General features: G+C 44.1%; 12 protein-coding genes, 16 tRNA genes and 1 rRNA gene. 25 read left to right on the top strand and 4 right to left on the bottom strand.

Annotated features, from left to right (window positions below):
• The 23 genes from A3844_RS28760 to A3844_RS28645 all read left to right on the top strand — a co-directional run.
• A 23S ribosomal RNA gene (locus A3844_RS28760) occupies window positions 1-293 on the top strand; the annotation flags it as partial.
• Between the two features lie 57 nt (window positions 294-350).
• A tRNA-Asn gene (locus A3844_RS28755) sits at window positions 351-426 on the top strand.
• A 3-nt stretch (window positions 427-429) separates the two neighbouring features.
• Window positions 430-522: transfer RNA gene (locus tag A3844_RS28750), tRNA-Ser, on the top strand.
• 16 nt (window positions 523-538) lie between these two features.
• A tRNA-Glu gene (locus tag A3844_RS28745) sits at window positions 539-613 on the top strand.
• Window positions 614-637: 24 nt separating this feature from the next.
• A tRNA-Val gene (locus A3844_RS28740) sits at window positions 638-713 on the top strand.
• Window positions 714-739: 26 nt separating this feature from the next.
• A tRNA-Met gene (locus A3844_RS28735) sits at window positions 740-816 on the top strand.
• A 4-nt stretch (window positions 817-820) separates the two neighbouring features.
• A tRNA-Asp gene (locus tag A3844_RS28730) sits at window positions 821-898 on the top strand.
• Window positions 899-919: 21 nt separating this feature from the next.
• Window positions 920-995, top strand: a tRNA-Phe gene (locus A3844_RS28725).
• Between the two features lie 19 nt (window positions 996-1,014).
• Window positions 1,015-1,090: transfer RNA gene (locus A3844_RS28720), tRNA-Thr, on the top strand.
• Between the two features lie 5 nt (window positions 1,091-1,095).
• Window positions 1,096-1,181, top strand: a tRNA-Tyr gene (locus A3844_RS28715).
• Between the two features lie 5 nt (window positions 1,182-1,186).
• A tRNA-Trp gene (locus tag A3844_RS28710) sits at window positions 1,187-1,260 on the top strand.
• 24 nt (window positions 1,261-1,284) lie between these two features.
• Window positions 1,285-1,360, top strand: a tRNA-His gene (locus tag A3844_RS28705).
• 46 nt (window positions 1,361-1,406) lie between these two features.
• Window positions 1,407-1,482 (top strand) — tRNA-His (locus tag A3844_RS28700).
• An 18-nt stretch (window positions 1,483-1,500) separates the two neighbouring features.
• Window positions 1,501-1,575, top strand: a tRNA-Gln gene (locus A3844_RS28695).
• A 5-nt stretch (window positions 1,576-1,580) separates the two neighbouring features.
• Window positions 1,581-1,655, top strand: a tRNA-Gly gene (locus A3844_RS28690).
• A gap of 7 nt (window positions 1,656-1,662) precedes the next feature.
• A tRNA-Cys gene (locus A3844_RS28685) sits at window positions 1,663-1,736 on the top strand.
• 31 nt (window positions 1,737-1,767) lie between these two features.
• A tRNA-Leu gene (locus tag A3844_RS28680) sits at window positions 1,768-1,846 on the top strand.
• Window positions 1,847-2,096: 250 nt separating this feature from the next.
• Entirely contained in the window at window positions 2,097-3,266 is a 1,170-nt protein-coding gene (locus A3844_RS28675; RefSeq protein WP_074109257.1) for a sensor histidine kinase, read from the top strand.
• A gap of 15 nt (window positions 3,267-3,281) precedes the next feature.
• Window positions 3,282-3,926, top strand: a complete 645-nt coding sequence (locus A3844_RS28670; protein ID WP_244169883.1) for a response regulator — start codon at window positions 3,282-3,284, stop codon at window positions 3,924-3,926.
• 270 nt (window positions 3,927-4,196) lie between these two features.
• The gene (locus tag A3844_RS28665) at window positions 4,197-5,129 is read left to right on the top strand and encodes an ABC transporter ATP-binding protein (RefSeq protein WP_074109255.1); all 933 of its coding nucleotides are present in this window, start codon (window positions 4,197-4,199) and stop codon (window positions 5,127-5,129) included.
• A gap of 15 nt (window positions 5,130-5,144) precedes the next feature.
• Complete coding sequence (locus A3844_RS28660; protein WP_074109254.1) at window positions 5,145-6,422, top strand: ABC transporter permease; 1,278 nt, start codon at window positions 5,145-5,147, stop codon at window positions 6,420-6,422.
• Window positions 6,370-7,539, top strand: coding sequence for an ABC transporter permease (locus A3844_RS28655; RefSeq protein WP_083607076.1), 1,170 nt, complete (start codon window positions 6,370-6,372; stop codon window positions 7,537-7,539). The genes A3844_RS28660 and A3844_RS28655 overlap by 53 nt, the downstream gene beginning before the upstream one ends.
• Before the next feature lie 558 nt (window positions 7,540-8,097).
• Entirely contained in the window at window positions 8,098-11,646 is a 3,549-nt protein-coding gene (locus tag A3844_RS28645) for an alpha-amylase family glycosyl hydrolase (RefSeq protein WP_074109252.1), read from the top strand.
• Window positions 11,647-11,723: 77 nt separating this feature from the next.
• Here A3844_RS28645 and A3844_RS28640 read toward each other — a convergent pair whose 3' ends face one another.
• Window positions 11,724-12,644, bottom strand: coding sequence for an aldo/keto reductase (locus A3844_RS28640; protein ID WP_074109251.1), 921 nt, complete (start codon window positions 12,642-12,644; stop codon window positions 11,724-11,726).
• 127 nt (window positions 12,645-12,771) lie between these two features.
• Here A3844_RS28640 and A3844_RS28635 point away from each other — a divergent pair, with 127 nt between their 5' ends.
• The gene (locus A3844_RS28635) at window positions 12,772-13,197 is read left to right on the top strand and encodes a MerR family transcriptional regulator (protein WP_083607075.1); all 426 of its coding nucleotides are present in this window, start codon (window positions 12,772-12,774) and stop codon (window positions 13,195-13,197) included.
• Here the strand turns inward: A3844_RS28635 and A3844_RS28630 are convergent.
• Both A3844_RS28630 and A3844_RS28625 read right to left on the bottom strand, forming a co-directional pair.
• Window positions 13,187-13,453, bottom strand: a complete 267-nt coding sequence (locus A3844_RS28630) for a hypothetical protein (RefSeq protein ID WP_074109250.1) — start codon at window positions 13,451-13,453, stop codon at window positions 13,187-13,189. The two genes, A3844_RS28635 and A3844_RS28630, sit on opposite strands and share 11 nt — an antisense overlap.
• Window positions 13,446-14,057: a hypothetical protein gene (locus A3844_RS28625; RefSeq protein WP_074109249.1), complete on the bottom strand. Its 612-nt coding sequence runs from the start codon at window positions 14,055-14,057 to the stop codon at window positions 13,446-13,448. The genes A3844_RS28630 and A3844_RS28625 overlap by 8 nt, the downstream gene beginning before the upstream one ends.
• A 211-nt stretch (window positions 14,058-14,268) precedes the next feature.
• Between A3844_RS28625 and A3844_RS28620 the strand changes: the two genes are divergently transcribed.
• Window positions 14,269-14,787 (top strand): hypothetical protein, encoded by a 519-nt coding sequence (locus tag A3844_RS28620; RefSeq protein ID WP_074109248.1) that lies wholly within the window; start codon window positions 14,269-14,271, stop codon window positions 14,785-14,787.
• 110 nt (window positions 14,788-14,897) lie between these two features.
• Here the strand turns inward: A3844_RS28620 and A3844_RS33240 are convergent.
• Window positions 14,898-15,139, bottom strand: a 242-nt coding sequence (locus A3844_RS33240) for a hypothetical protein (RefSeq protein WP_208619429.1), incomplete at its 5' end; no start/stop codon positions are given.

Here is a 15,139-nt window from a genome sequence, read left to right as displayed (position 1 = left end):
GACAGTTCGGTCCCTATCTGTCGTGGGCGCAGGAAATTTGAGAGGAGCTGTCCTTAGTACGAGAGGACCGGGATGGACGTACCGCTGGTGCATCAGTTGTTCCGCCAGGAGCATGGCTGAGTAGCTACGTACGGACGGGATAAGCGCTGAAAGCATCTAAGCGTGAAGCCCCCCTCAAGATGAGATTTCCCAGTATGTAAGACCCCTTGAAGACGACGAGGTAGATAGGTTGGAGGTGGAAGTGCAGCAATGCATGGAGCTGACCAATACTAATCGGTCGAGGGCTTATCCAAATCATATAACGCAGATTCGTTTCGGATTCAGTTTTCAGGCGATCCAGCCTGATATATTCCCTGATAGCTCAGTTGGTAGAGCACTCGACTGTTAATCGAGTTGTCACAGGTTCGAGTCCTGTTCGGGGAGCCATATGGAGAGGTGTCCGAGTTTGGCCGAAGGAGCACGATTGGAAATCGTGTAGGCGCCACAAGCGTCTCGAGGGTTCGAATCCCTCTCTCTCCGCCACTATTATTAAAGGTATGGCCCGTTGGTCAAGGGGTTAAGACACCTCCCTTTCACGGAGGTAACATGGGTTCGAATCCCATACGGGTCACCAATTATTTATACCAGGCGCACATATGGAGGCTTAGCTCAGCTGGGAGAGCATCTGCCTTACAAGCAGAGGGTCGGGGGTTCGAACCCCTCAGCCTCCACCATAGTGCTTTTGATAAGTTTTTACTGACGCGGGGTGGAGCAGCCCGGTAGCTCGTCGGGCTCATAACCCGAAGGCCGCAGGTTCAAATCCTGCCCCCGCAACCAATTTGGAACCGTGGTGTAGTTGGCCTAACATGCCTGCCTGTCACGCAGGAGATCGCGGGTTCGAATCCCGTCGGTTCCGCCATTAATTTGGCCAATTTTATATGGCTCGGTAGCTCAGTCGGTAGAGCAAAGGACTGAAAATCCTTGTGTCGGGGGTTCGATTCCCTCCCGCGCCACCATTTAAATACAACTTAATATGCCGGTGTAGCTCAATTGGTAGAGCAACTGACTTGTAATCAGTAGGTTGGGAGTTCAAGTCTTCTCGCCGGCACCATCCTCGGAGGCTTAGCGAAGTGGCCAAACGCATCAGACTGTAAATCTGCTCACGTACGTGTTCGGTGGTTCGAATCCATCAGCCTCCACCATTTTTAGGGGCATAGTTTAAAGGTAGAACAACGGTCTCCAAAACCGTTGGTGTGGGTTCAATTCCTGCTGCCCCTGCCAAACTAATTTTAAAAGCTTAATATGGCGGCCGTGGCGAAGGGGTTAACGCACCGGATTGTGGTTCCGGCATTCGTGGGTTCGAGACCCATCGGCCGCCCCATTTCTTTTAAAATGATTGTTTGTATGTATTCTAACAGTTTCATATGGCGACTGTGGCGAAGGGGTTAACGCACCGGATTGTGGTTCCGGCATTCGTGGGTTCGAGACCCATCAGTCGCCCCATCTATCTAAATTGAATATTGGGGATTAGCCAAGCGGTAAGGCAACGGACTTTGACTCCGTCATTCATAGGTTCGATTCCTATATCCCCAGCCATTTATGCGGACGTGGCTCAGCGGTAGAGCATCGCCTTGCCAAGGCGAGGGTCGCGGGTTCGATTCCCGTCGTCCGCTCCATTTTTATGGCGCCATAGCCAAGTGGTAAGGCAAAGCTCTGCAAAAGCTTTATCCCCAGTTCGAGTCTGGGTGGCGCCTCCATTTTTATTTAAGAACTAATTCATATGTATATGCCGGCGTGGCGGAATGGCAGACGCGCTCGACTCAAAATCGAGTGGGAAACCGTGGAGGTTCGAGTCCTCTCGCCGGTATACCAAAAGGGTTTATAAATTTGCTGATAAGCAGATTTATAAACCCTTTTTTATGTTTTTATTTATATATTGATGAGTAATACAGCAGATTATTTGATATACATTAATTGCGGTTTTTAGCATTAGCCGCTAAGACTATTTATAGTACGGTGAACTAAAAAGGATTTTTATGGATAAACAGGTTTATGTTATAGTGTAGCTAGACTTTATTTTGGGTTATTACTCCAATCTGAGTAAGAAGGTATCGATTATGAAAGACATGTATACCATGGACAGTAGAATGGTTGTGCAAAGAATGATTAAAGGTTTTTCTTTGTGCTCCATATTTGCCACTATTATTCAAAAATATCCGGCTGATTCACAATCTATTCTGTATTTTATCCTTATAACTGTAGCTTTGCTCGTGAATGATTTCACCAGAGGCAAATTTCAGAACCAGTCTAAGGCTCTATGGTATGTATCCTTTATCGTTAGTAATATTTTAGCTGGTTTTTTGCTGTTTAAGGTTTACTGCATAGGCACACAAATTTACATAATTATTTTACTTGTTGAAATTATTGTGAGTACTCGAAAAATCCCTATGTATGTATTATGCTTGCATTCTGCTATCTTCACAGCTTCACTGATAGCAGATCATAATACTGTTAAGGATATCCTGTCTCCATATTTAGTAATTCTCGCAATTGTCTACTTATTTCGAAATGTATTAATAGAAAAAACTCGGACCCAAGAACTCAATCAAGAATTACAAATTGCCAATACCACATTGCAGGAGTATTCAGGCAAGATTCAGGAGCTGACTATCTCCAAAGAAAGGAATAGGATTGCCCAAGAACTTCATGATTCACTGGGGCACTATCTTATAGCTTTAAATATGAATCTAGAATATGCAAATACAGTCATGGATATGGAGCCAGGTAAAGCAAAGCTTACGATAAACAAATCTCAAGAGCTTTCCAAGGAATGCATCGTCAAGCTTCGTAAAACGGTAGTTCTTCTTGGGGAGGAGGGATCCTCTAAGGAACTCCGGCAATCCCTTCACGAGATCTTTGATAACTTCCTTGAAACGAATAAGATTCATTTTGAACTGAACATGGATGAAGAAATTGAATACGTGGATTCTGATATCAAAAATTGTATTTACAAAACGGTTCAGGAGTCTATCACCAATGGCATTAAACATGGAGAGGCTACGTACTTTTCCATTAAAATCCATAAATTTTCTGATCAAATCTCCTTGCTCATTCATAATAATGGAGCAGATTGCACAGAGATCATTAAATCGAAGGGGATTCAGGGAATAGAAAACAGGATCGTTGCCCTAGGTGGGAAGGTTAACTTTTACTCAGGGGGATCTACAGGATTTAGTGTTGAGGCCAATATTCCTAAAATTGCTCTTGATTTCGAGTTTAATAAATAAGGAGGCACACTCATGGTGAATATTATTATAGTGGATGATCAGCAAATTGTCCGGGAAGGCTTGAAGATGATTCTTAGCCTGCATGAGGAAATTCATGTTATCGGCGAAGCATCCAATGGAGAAGAGGCATTGGAGCTTCTCACATACACTTCTCCTGAGGTTGTTCTAATGGACATTAAAATGCCGGTAATGAATGGAATCGAAGCTACAAAACTGGTGAAAGCTAAGTACCCTGAGATCAAGGTTATCATTCTTACCACTTTTAATGATAGTGAGTATATTTTTACCGGACTTAAAAATGGGGCGGATGGGTATATTCTAAAAGATTCGGGCTCTCAGGAAATTTTGTATTCCATTAAGACTGCCTGTGAGGGGAACATCCTGTTGAATCCCAAGATTACACGGGAAGTAGTGAATGCGCTGAATTCTGTGAAGAATACAGGTTCAGAGAACATACAGAATGAGCAGATTCTACAGTTGCTTACGCCACGTGAACTTGAGGTTGCCAAATGTATTATGGAAGGTAAGAGTAATAAAGAGATTAGTAATGACCTATTTATTACAGAAGGTACTGTCAAAAATTATGTCTCAAGAATGTTTGAGAAACTCGAGCTGAAGAATAGAACTGAATTAACACTGTGTCTGCAAAAAACGCTGTAGTCCTGCAGCATTGCTTGCCCACATTTGACTGATTCCAATTCCTCCTGTATGCCGTCCTGCAGTACTCTGTCTGATCTACAGACTGATTACTGTATGGACGGCATATTTTAGTTTCTCCCCACTAAGCAGTGCCATTCCTATATGACTAAAGTAATGATGTAAGTGATAACTAAAGTAATACTCAGATTGAGTACTATAGTAAATATTTTAAAATTGGATGGGGGGTTAGAATGATAACAGAACAAGAAATGAACGAGAGGTGCTTTACAGATGCTCGAATTAACAAATTTGACCAAAAAATACAATGATGTCACTGTAGTTAATAATATTTCGCTACATGTGAAACGTGGTGAGATTTTTGGTTTGTTAGGACCAAATGGAGCCGGTAAGTCGACGACCGTATCTATGATAAGCACGGTGCTTGCGCCAACCAGCGGGAGTATAACGATTGATAACAAGTCCCTTAGGGAAAAACCTATAGATATTAAGAAAATCATGGGTATTGTCCCGCAGGATTTAGCATTGTATCAAGCCTTAAGCGCCAAGGAGAATCTGGAGTTTTTCGGCAGCTTATATGGACTTTCCGGGAAAAGGCTTAGAACCAGAACCAATGAAGTACTGGAAATTATCGAACTACAGGACAAGAAAAACCAGGATCTTGCCGAGTTCTCCGGAGGGATGAAACGCCGGGTCAATATCGGTATTGCCCTAATGAATGATCCCAAATTGTTGATTTTGGATGAACCCACTGTAGGTATTGATCCCCAATCCCGAAATCATATCCTGGAGACTGTGAAAAAACTGAATCAGGACAGAGGGATGACGGTGATTTATACAAGTCACTACATGGAGGAAGTGGAATACTTGTGCAAGAATGTTGCCATCATCGACCATGGCTCCTTGATCGCACAGGGAACAAAAGAAGAACTAAAGCAAAGCCTGGCGGCATGTGACACGTTGACCGTTAGTTTTAGTGAAGCGAGTGAGGGTGCACTTGAACAGTTAGACCGGATTCCCGGAATTTCCAAGGTTTGTATAGCGGGCAATCAGATCAGTATGCTGGTTTCTACGAGTGACAAGAATGTGATTGAGATTGTGGATGACATCAAAAAATTAGGACTTAAGCTTACCAGTTTCAAATATGAGGAAGTGAACTTAGAGAGTATTTTTCTACAGATCACTGGTAAGGCCTTAAGGGGGTAGCGAGGGGGTGATATTTTGAGAAAGCTATTACGGCTATTTCTATTGGATCTGCGGTTGCTGACTAAAAATAAAACATTTTATCTAAAGCTTATTCTGTTTCCATCCATACTAATACTCATCCTGGGAACGGTATTCAGTGATTCGAGTTCCCAAATCAAAACGTTTAATGTAGCTTTTTATAATTCAGATAAGGGCACTTATGAGGGGACTGAGTTCGTATCCTTGGGGAATGTCTTAAGAGATAACGTATTTAAGCATAAGGTTCTGGAGGGAATTGTAAATTTAAAAGAAGCCACCAGTTATAACCAAGGCAAGCAATTACTAAAAGATGGTCAGGTTGCAGTATTTGTATACGTACCGGAAAGCTTCACTAAGGCCGCTATGAATAATGAACAAACGAATATCGTCTTGATGGGTGACAACGATAAGCCTCTGGATAAAGAGATAATCGCGACTATTCTGGACCGGTTCAGCGCAAGTGTCAGGACAAAGAATGTTGAACAAAGTACGATCCTCCAGATCATAAGCAGCAAAGGAAATGTTCCTAAAGATAAAATGGAGAAGGTTATGAGCCAAATATCAGGAAATAAGGAGCTCAGTCTTAACATACGAGAGGTGCCAACCAATAAAGAAGCCGTACCCATAGATGCTATGCAGTATTATTCGATCGCTATGGTAGTTATGTTCTCCATTATGACGGCATTTGTGCTGGTTCATAGCATCGTGGATGAGAAGCAAAACCACACCATGTTTCGAATCAAATCTACACCAACATTAAATATACAGTATGTGCTGGGCAAACTTTTTGGGATTATTTTATCCGTTGTTATCCAAATGGTTATTGTGATCATTATTAGCCGGGTTGTGTTCCAGATGAAATGGGGGAACTATTTTGACCTCCTTGTCATTACTATTGTTTATGCTTTTGCCATTGGCAGCATTATTCTGCTGTGGGGCTTTACCGCGAAAGACCATGTGGCTGTTTCCAGTTTGGCTTCTCCAGTGCTGTACATTTTCAGCTTTTTGGGCGGGAGTCTTATCCCTAAAAGTGGATTGCCGGACAGCCTGCGCGTTATTCAGGAGATCCTCCCCAACGGTAAAGCAATAAATTCCTATGTAAAGGTATGCCAAGGGGTGGGGCTTGACGGCATGTATATTGATTTGTTGGAGCTTATAGGTATAGGGCTGATATTTATTATCTTTAACATTAGGGTATACAACGGAAAAGGGTGGAGTAAACGTGCAATTTATAGTCATGGTAAAAAATCAGCTGAAACTGATGTTTCGAAATAGAACCGCGTTTTTTGCAACAATCGCGCTTCCCCTAATTTTGACCTTCTTGTTCTCCTTTTCACAAGGAAGCAGCCAGGAAAGCGTATATGTAGCTGATGCGGACCATAGTGAGTACTCAAAACAACTCATGGATATGATTCAGAAACAGACCCAAGTGAAAATTGTACATTCTGATGAAGCCACTATCAAAAAAAAGGTAGATGATCAGGATATTCCCTTTGGTTTGGTTGTGAATCAGGGTTTTGGCAGCCATCTATTATCTGGGTCCGGTGAAGATTTGCCTATTTATTTTGTGCAAAATGTTGAAAACGGTGAAGGGACGATTCTAAAAGAGATTATTACCGGTGAAGTAAGCACACTCCAAAAAGTGATTCATGACTCAAAGGTGATCTCTACGGGATTCAATGTAGATGGCCCCGGAATTACAACCAGCGTATTTAAAGGCATCAATGAGATCTCGAATCTAACGATAGATGACCAAACTCTAAGTAGTGGAGAGAAGACTCATGACAATGCCACAGCAAGGCTAATCGGTTTTCTGGTTATGTTCATTTGGTTCGTTGTTATTCAGGGATTACGGACCCTAATTGATGAAAGAGAAAACAATACCTTAGACAGATTATTGAGCACACCTATTGATTATAAGAAATATCTGCTGGCAAAAATGACGGCTACCTATCTGTTCGGGACTGTCCATGTTCTGGTCATTTTGGCTGCCGGTAAATATTTGCTAAAGATTAGTATCGCAGACAATGCGCTTGCGGTCGGAATTCTTTTCGCTGCTTATTTATTTGCATTGACCAGTATCACTATGATTGTTATCCCGTTTATGCGGAATCAGAAACAGTTTACGTCCTCTGCTTCAATTATCATAGCGGTAACCGGTATGCTTGGAGGCTCCTTCTTCTCTATGGAAATGGCACCAAACTTCATGCGGATCATATCCAAATTCACTCCGGAATCGTGGGCTATACAATCGTTATCGGCCGTGATTTTCGACCATCAGGCGATTGCTTCAGAATGGATTCCATTAGCTGTATTCGTTGGAATTGGAATTATAGGCTTCGCAGCCGGCCTCTTATTTATGAATAGAGAACTCAAGGTATTGAAGGGCTGAAGGAGATTCAAAATATGAAATCGGGAAGGGATTAGATTGGGTACAGTGGAACTAATAGGGATTGTGGAGCTTATTGTTGGAATACTTATTAACGTGTTTATTGGAACACTTGGTCAGGTCATTTTTAGAAAAGACGACAGAACCTCGAGATTCATACTGAGAGTTATAGGGGTTTTCCTAATTATTAATGGGATTTCAAGAACATTTCACGTTTGAAAAAGGTAACAAGCAGCCAACTCGATTAGTGCGGGAAATTGACAAAATGAATAATAGAAAACCCATTCTCAGGGCATGGGGCGCTGAACAGTGACGTTGACCGCTGTGCCTACGGCTGTTATGGGTCCGGTTTCTTTTGTCTGGCAGCGCCCTAGATGGTCATATAACCAAAATTATTGTTGACCAGGAAAAGATTGGAGATTATAATCATAAAAGTAAACTTGCAAACGCATACAATATGTGAAATAAGGGGGTGAGATATGAACAATGTTGGAGGACTTATTTTTTTTCTTTAAAATGCAAACGTTTGCGCAGTGATAATTTTAAAAGGAGGTTGTTTGCTTGCAACGGCAAAAAACTAGGTCTTTTATTTCTTGGTTGATCATTTTTGCGCTATGTTTTGGCTTGTTTGGTTTATCCGGCGGGGCATCTGCCAGCAATACTGATTATACAGTTACCTATACGAATTCCACGGCAACAGCAGTGACGCTGCATTGGAGCACTAATAATTGGACCAATATTACGGATACAGCGATGTCGAAGACAGGGACTACATTTACAGCAAATATTAATGCCCCTGAGGGCGCCACATTAATTTATTGTTATCACATCACAGCTCCAACAGACATCTGGGATAACAATGGCGGAAAGAACTGGACGGCCGTTATTCCGGTCGCCGGGAAATATGAAGCTGAGAGCGCAGCCTTATCAGGTGGGGCGAAAATAAATTCGGATCACACCGGGTATTCGGGAACCGGGTTTGTTGATGGGTATACAGCCAGTGGAGCAGCCACCACTTTCACTGTTCAGGCTTCTGCCTCAACAGCCTTTAATACCACTCTTCATTACACAAATGCCACCGGAAGCGCCAAAAACGTTTCTATTTACGTTAACGGAACAAAGGTGAAGCAAACGGCTCTCGCAAGCCTGGCAAGTTGGGATACATGGGGCGACCAAACAGAAACGCTCTCCCTGCAGGCGGGTAATAATACAATTGCATATAGATACGATTCAACCGACACTGGAAATATCAATATTGATTACATCAAGGTCGCGGCTGGAACTTCGCCAACACCGACAGTCACGGCATCTCCGACAGTCACACCAACACCAACACCAACACCAACACCAACACCAACACCAACACCAACACCAACACCAACACCAACACCAACAGCCACGGCAACAGTCACACCAACAGCCACGGCAACAGTCACACCAACACCAACACCGACACCGACTGTAACGCCTACGCCTACTACAGGGGTAACGGTTCACATTAAGAAGCCTTCGAGCTGGAATTCGGCGCTGCGAATCCATTACTGGAATTTGAGCCCTGCAACGGTTCCTGCAAGCGGAGCGTGGCCGGGGATTCTGATGAATGCGGACGGAAATGGCTGGTACAGCTATACTATTACTGGAGCTACAGGCACAAGTCTTATCTTTAATGATGGCAACGGCAAACAGACGGCTGATTTGTCCCGCGGTGTGAAGGAGGGCTGGTACTACACAGATAACGTGTGGTATGATGCCAATCCGGAAAGTCCCAAGATTCCGGTGGTTTCAGCCGCCCCTGTACCAAAAACATATGATTCCGCCCAGACAGTGACGCTTTCAAGCAGTAACAGCGGCGATAAAATCTACTATACGACAGACGGATCGACGCCTACAGCTTCATCGACTCTGTATACTGCTCCAGTTCAGGTTGCTTCCTCTGTAACGATCAAGGCCTTCGGTGTCAACGCACTCGGTCAAGCTGGAAGCATTGCTTCTTTCGCTTATGTCATTGATCTAAATGCTGATCTGCAAGCGCCTACAATTACAGCCAATCTGCCAGTTGGGCATTCAGATTCCGAGGTTACTGTATCTTTTAACATCAAAGACAACAAAGCGGCAACAACTAAGGCCTATTACACAGATGATGGTACGGAACCAACGACAAGTTCCAAACTCTATATCTCCGGTAATGCGTTGGCTGGCCTGGCAGGGCCGTCTATTCTCATTTCTAAGACTACAACTCTGAAATTTCTTGTGGTAGACGGTGCCGGGAATCAAAACACACAGAGCTTTGTGTACAACATTGGAAAGTCAGGCGATTTCCGTGAGGACTCCATTTACTTCGTGATCACTTCCCGGTTCTATGATGGCGATCCGAGCAACAACGTACACGCATGGGATGATGCGAAGGCGGGAAATCCGGACTCCGACCCGGCTTGGAGAGGAGACTTCAAAGGGCTGATTCAAAAGCTCGACTACATCAAGGCTCTTGGCTTCAGTGCCATCTGGATTACACCTGTTGTGCAGAATGCGAGCGGATATGATTATCATGGCTACCACGCGATCAATTTTGCCAAAGTAGATCCAAGATATGAATCGGCAGGAGCGTCTTATCAGGATTTGATCAATGCGGCGCATGCCAAAGGGCTGAAGATTATTCAGGATATCGTTGTCAATCATACGGGTAATTTTGGTGAAGAGAATCTGTTCCCTATGTTCAAGAAAGATCCAACTAAAGCGGACACTGTGAATAACATGATGAAAATAACAGATAAGCTGCCGGCAAACTACGACTCCATGACCCCCGATCAGCAGTATCAGGCAAGACTTGCCTTAATGAAGACTGCAGAGACCAATAATAACATGTACCACACGGAAAAAAGCTTGTCTTGGGAGTCTTACACTGTACAGACAGGGCAGATCGCCGGAGACTGCGTTGACCTGAACACGGAAAATCCTGTAGTGGATCAATATTTAATCAACTCCTATAACCAATATATTGACATGGGTGTGGATGCTTTCCGCCTTGATACAGTGAAGCATGTGAGCCGGTATATTTTCAATAAATATTTTATTCCTTCCTGGAAGGCCAGAGGAGGCTCTGATTTCTACATCTTTGGTGAAGTGGCTACCCGGTACAGAGATGTATGGAACAGTGGGATTCCGGCAATCTCAACCCCGTTCTATACCTGGAAAGCTTCGAAATCGTATCCGGGTGACAGTACCAATGACTACGTTTCCAATAAAGCATCGGTTGAACAGGAGTGGGCGGATAATTCGACAACAGCAGGACAGCCAACCTCGAACAATGCTTTTTTAAACGGTAATACTTATCATGCGCCTGACTATTCAATGAAATCGGGGATGGATGTGATTGATTTTCCGATGCATTGGGCCTTTAAGTCGGCACAGGAAGCATTTGGTATGAGAAGCGGCGACCAATACTATAACGATGCTACCTGGAATGTCACCTATGTGGACTCTCATGACTATGCACCCGACCAGGCTCCAGAAAGTCAAAGATTCGCAGGGACACAGGACACTTGGGCGGAGAATCTGGCGCTGATGTTCACCTTCCGGGGAATCCCCGCCATTTTCTACGGTTCAGAGATCGAATTCCAAAAGGGGAAGGTCCTTGATCCCGGCCCGAACGCACCGCTCAGCACTACAGGCCGCGCTTACTTCGGCGATCAAATGGAAGGAAGTGTTACGGTTCAGGATTACGGCAAATATACAAATGCAACCGGCAAACTTGCGGAATCGCTAAATTATCCATTGGCGAAGCACATCAGACAGCTTAATTTAATCAGAAGAGCTGTTCCAGCCTTGCAAAAAGGCCAGTATTCCACAGAAAATGTATCAGGCAATCTGGCTTTTAAGAGAAGATATACCGACAACGCCAAAGGCATCGACAGCTTCGCACTCGTTACGATTTCGGGAAATGCTACGTTTACCGGAATTCCGAACGGAACCTATGTGGATGCAGTCACAGGCGATACCAAGTACGTTAATAGCGGCTCGATTACATTAACCTGCTCCGGCAAAGGAAATGCAAGAGTGTATGTATTAAATGGCAAGGGCGGAATTGGAGAGACGGGAACTTATTTGAAGTAAACTGTGGTAATAGGCATGAACCCGTAAAAACCTTTGTTCATAAAGGTCTTTACGGGTTTTCTATTTCTGTAGCTTATTTACGGAAGTATGTTGCCTGCCGCACGGTATATTTCGTACCATTCTTCTCTGGATAGGGTAATGTCCGAAGCCTTGGCGATGTCCAGCAGGCGCTTGGTATTGGTAGTACCTACAATCGGCTGCATCTTGGCAGGGTGTCTGAGGAGCCAGGCGATAGCGATGGCAGTGTCGGCAACACCTTTTTCGTCAGCCAAACGGTCTATGACCCGGTTCAGTTCAGGGAACTTGTCATTGCCCAGGAATACGCCTTCAAAGAATCCGTATTGGAACGGAGACCAAGGCTGAATGGTCATGTCGTGCAGACGGCTGTACTCCAGGATGCCTCCATCATGTACCACGGAAGCGGAGTTGGTCATGTTGACGTTGAAGCCGGAATCAATCATGCCGGAAACCATAATGCTAAGCTGCAGCTGATTGAAGAGCAGCGGCTGTTTGACATTTTTTTTGAGCAGCTCAATCTGCAGCGGGTTCAGGTTGCTGACACCGAAGTGTTTAACCATGCCTTTTTGCTCCAGAACATCGAAGGCTTCAGCTACTTCCTCAGGCTCCATCAAAGTGTCGGGACGGTGCAGCAGAAGTACATCCACATAGTCGGTTTTGAGACGTTTCAGGCTGTTCTCTACGGATGACACAATATGCTCTTTGGAGAAATCGAAGAAACCTTGCCGAATCCCGCATTTGGTCTGAATCATCAATTTGTCGCGCATGCCTGGGCTGCTCGCTACGACTTCGCCAAATACTTCTTCGGCTTTGCCGGCGGCATAAATGTCTGCATGGTCAAAAAAGTCAATACCTGCTTCCAGGGCACTGTGAATATGAACGTCCGCTTCTTTGGCCGACAATTCGGCAATCCGCATACATCCTAATGAAATTTGGGCAACCTCCAGCGTACTGTTACCCACGTTAATTGTTTTTACCATGAATCATTCACTCCTTAAATGTAAGGTACAGTGTAAAGTGTAGACCTTAGAGCTAGGTGTAAGTCAACAGTTTTGTTAGCGCTCTTTTCATAGATTCGTATTGGTGGTAATTTAGATGTAGATCAACTTGCCGGAGCTGAATGCTGAATCGGCGGAATGGAGCAGAAATATGGGGTACAGCATCAAAACAATAGCACAAAAAAGCGGACTAAGCCAATATACCCTGCGTTATTACGAAAGGGAAGGCGTTCTGCCTGTTGTAGCACGGGATGAGCACGGAAACCGCTGCTTTCAGGACGAGGATTTGGAGTTGATCTCGCTGATCTGCTGCTTGAAGGACACGGGGATGCCGATAGCCGAGATTAAGCAGTTCATCGCATTATCCCAGGAAGGGACAGGAGCACTGCCCGACCAGCGGAAGCTGCTTCAGGCGCATAAGCTGCAGATCGATGAGAAAATTAAATTTTTTCAGAGCTTTGCGCAAAAGATTGAGCATAAGATTGCTTATTTTGCGTCACTAGAGAGAGAAGCGGAAGCGAAAATTAGGAAATAATATCTGCGCACTCAGCGATACGGTACAGTGTGTCATTTTCTAACCCGGTGTGGGGGTTTTTTCCAGTGTACTCTTCTACAAATCCACGCAAGATAAGACTTTGAAGATTTTCATTAATTTCTGATGTTTTTATGCCCATATTATTACATTTAAGAGCAGCGAGAATTTGATTGAAATTTCCAATGCAATGGGATAGGCCTGCTTTTAGAGCATAATATACCGGATATGAAGAGTCTCCCATCAATGGTCTATTCATGTTCAGCCTCCCAATCTAAATACTCTACTACTATAACTTGGTGAACAACTTTATTAAGGCGTTCATAGATCAAAGCAGCATCCTCCACAAAAAAACGGGTGAGCTGCCTGGGCATTACAATTTTCAGACTGAAATTTTTATCATGACTTATATTGTAAGTATCAATCTTGCATTTCTCTTTTTCCAAGGTATCCATATACTGAACTATGCAATTTTTAAAGTACAGGTCGTCGTCCTTGCTAGCTGGCAGATCACAGGGCTGGATGTCGAACAGGACCCCGGTAAATTCACTATCGTTATGGTTATGGTTAAACTGGATAATGTGATGTATAAGATCCCCAATGAGCCAAAGACGCAACGGATTAGCCCAATCTGACTTATGGACATAGACATTGGGTTTATACTCCAGGTTATGTGCTGTATGAGTGAAACTATTTAGATAATGTGATCGGGAGCTCTGTAATTGATAGCTATCGGTCTCTATATACACATCAAAAATACGATTGTAAGCCAAGGTTTTCACGAAAAAGGGGCATATATCCAATAGGACCGTGTTCTTTGCACCTAGTCCACGTCCGTCTGCTGTTTTAAATATCAATTCCATAGTGTATAACTCCTTCATAAAATAGACTAAAAAAGAAGGCGGGAGGAGGTCCCGCCTGGTGAGGGCGGCCGGGAGGCCGCTTATAATGAAACAGTCTTGGGAGGACTGTGGAAAGGGGACGAGGCTTTTACTGCCTCACTATCACATACGTAGCCACTCTCTGATTGTTTAGTACCGATTCGGTATACTCTACAAAAAGAGGTGAATGCGAATGTTTGATAAATTCAAGGAGTTTCTTAGCAGGCAAATAACTGTGGAGATTAAGCATCCAATGACGATAGTTGCTCTATTAGAAGGAGATTATAAGGCTCCAGCGAACAATCGAACCTATACATTAATGGAGAACTTGGCGCGTCTAGGGGGAGATCAGGTTGTAATTATTTGTTTGCACCAGGGGGGCGAAAGCGGGGCAGCAGCGCGAGTGAAACCATTCAATAATTTTACGGTTGCCAAAATAGGTTTTGATGTTCGTCCATTATTTCAAGGCCGTATCATTATGTGGACTGATTCACCAAGGTATGCTGACACACTTAGATCTGCTCACCCTAATTTAATTGTGTATGACGATCGAGAGGATCGTCAGGAGGAAGATATGTACGATTTAGCCGATATTGTCTTTAGGTATGATGTGGACCAAGCAGATAACTATATTCCGGCTAATGCAGCAGGTGCAGGAAAAGTGATTAGAATCATACAGAATACACCCAGCAGAAAGCCGCCACGTCAATAATCGTCTTTGCAGCTTGGCTGAAGACTTAAGCCCAGTACCGTTACGGTGCTGGGTTTTTGTGTGCGCCTCACAGTCGCACTATCTAGGTGGTTCAAATCCACCCGGTGACTTTACCCTTTAAAGTGCCGTAGCCGAAGCAGACTTCCGGCAACCGAAGGTTGCCGGAAGGGCAGGGTGTCTTCCGTAAGGAAGAATCCGAAGGGCCTGCAGGCAAAGTCCAGCCCGGAATGCAGTGAACCAGAGGTGGCGGCGATGCTGGGTGACCCGCCGTAAAAACGGGGAAACCTATACGAAATCGTATATCTTACAGGAAAACACACAAAGGGAAATGACCTGCAAGACTCATCGACGT

The organism is Paenibacillus helianthi (genome assembly GCF_001909055.1).
In the GTDB taxonomy this organism is placed as follows: Bacteria; Bacillota; Bacilli; order Paenibacillales; family Paenibacillaceae; genus Paenibacillus_AQ; species Paenibacillus_AQ helianthi.
This window is presented reverse-complemented; position numbering and strand designations above follow the sequence as displayed.

Coding starts and splice junctions, on each gene's coding strand:
- A3844_RS28625 (WP_074109249.1), bottom strand. CDS start 14,057: ATGGAATTGATATTTAAAACAGCAGACGGACGTGGACTAGGTGCAAAG.
- A3844_RS28665 (WP_074109255.1), top strand. CDS start 4,197: ATGCTCGAATTAACAAATTTGACCAAAAAATACAATGATGTCACTGTA.
- A3844_RS28675 (WP_074109257.1), top strand. CDS start 2,097: ATGAAAGACATGTATACCATGGACAGTAGAATGGTTGTGCAAAGAATG.
- A3844_RS28640 (WP_074109251.1), bottom strand. CDS start 12,644: ATGGTAAAAACAATTAACGTGGGTAACAGTACGCTGGAGGTTGCCCAA.
- A3844_RS28620 (WP_074109248.1), top strand. CDS start 14,269: ATGTTTGATAAATTCAAGGAGTTTCTTAGCAGGCAAATAACTGTGGAG.
- A3844_RS28630 (WP_074109250.1), bottom strand. CDS start 13,453: ATGAATAGACCATTGATGGGAGACTCTTCATATCCGGTATATTATGCT.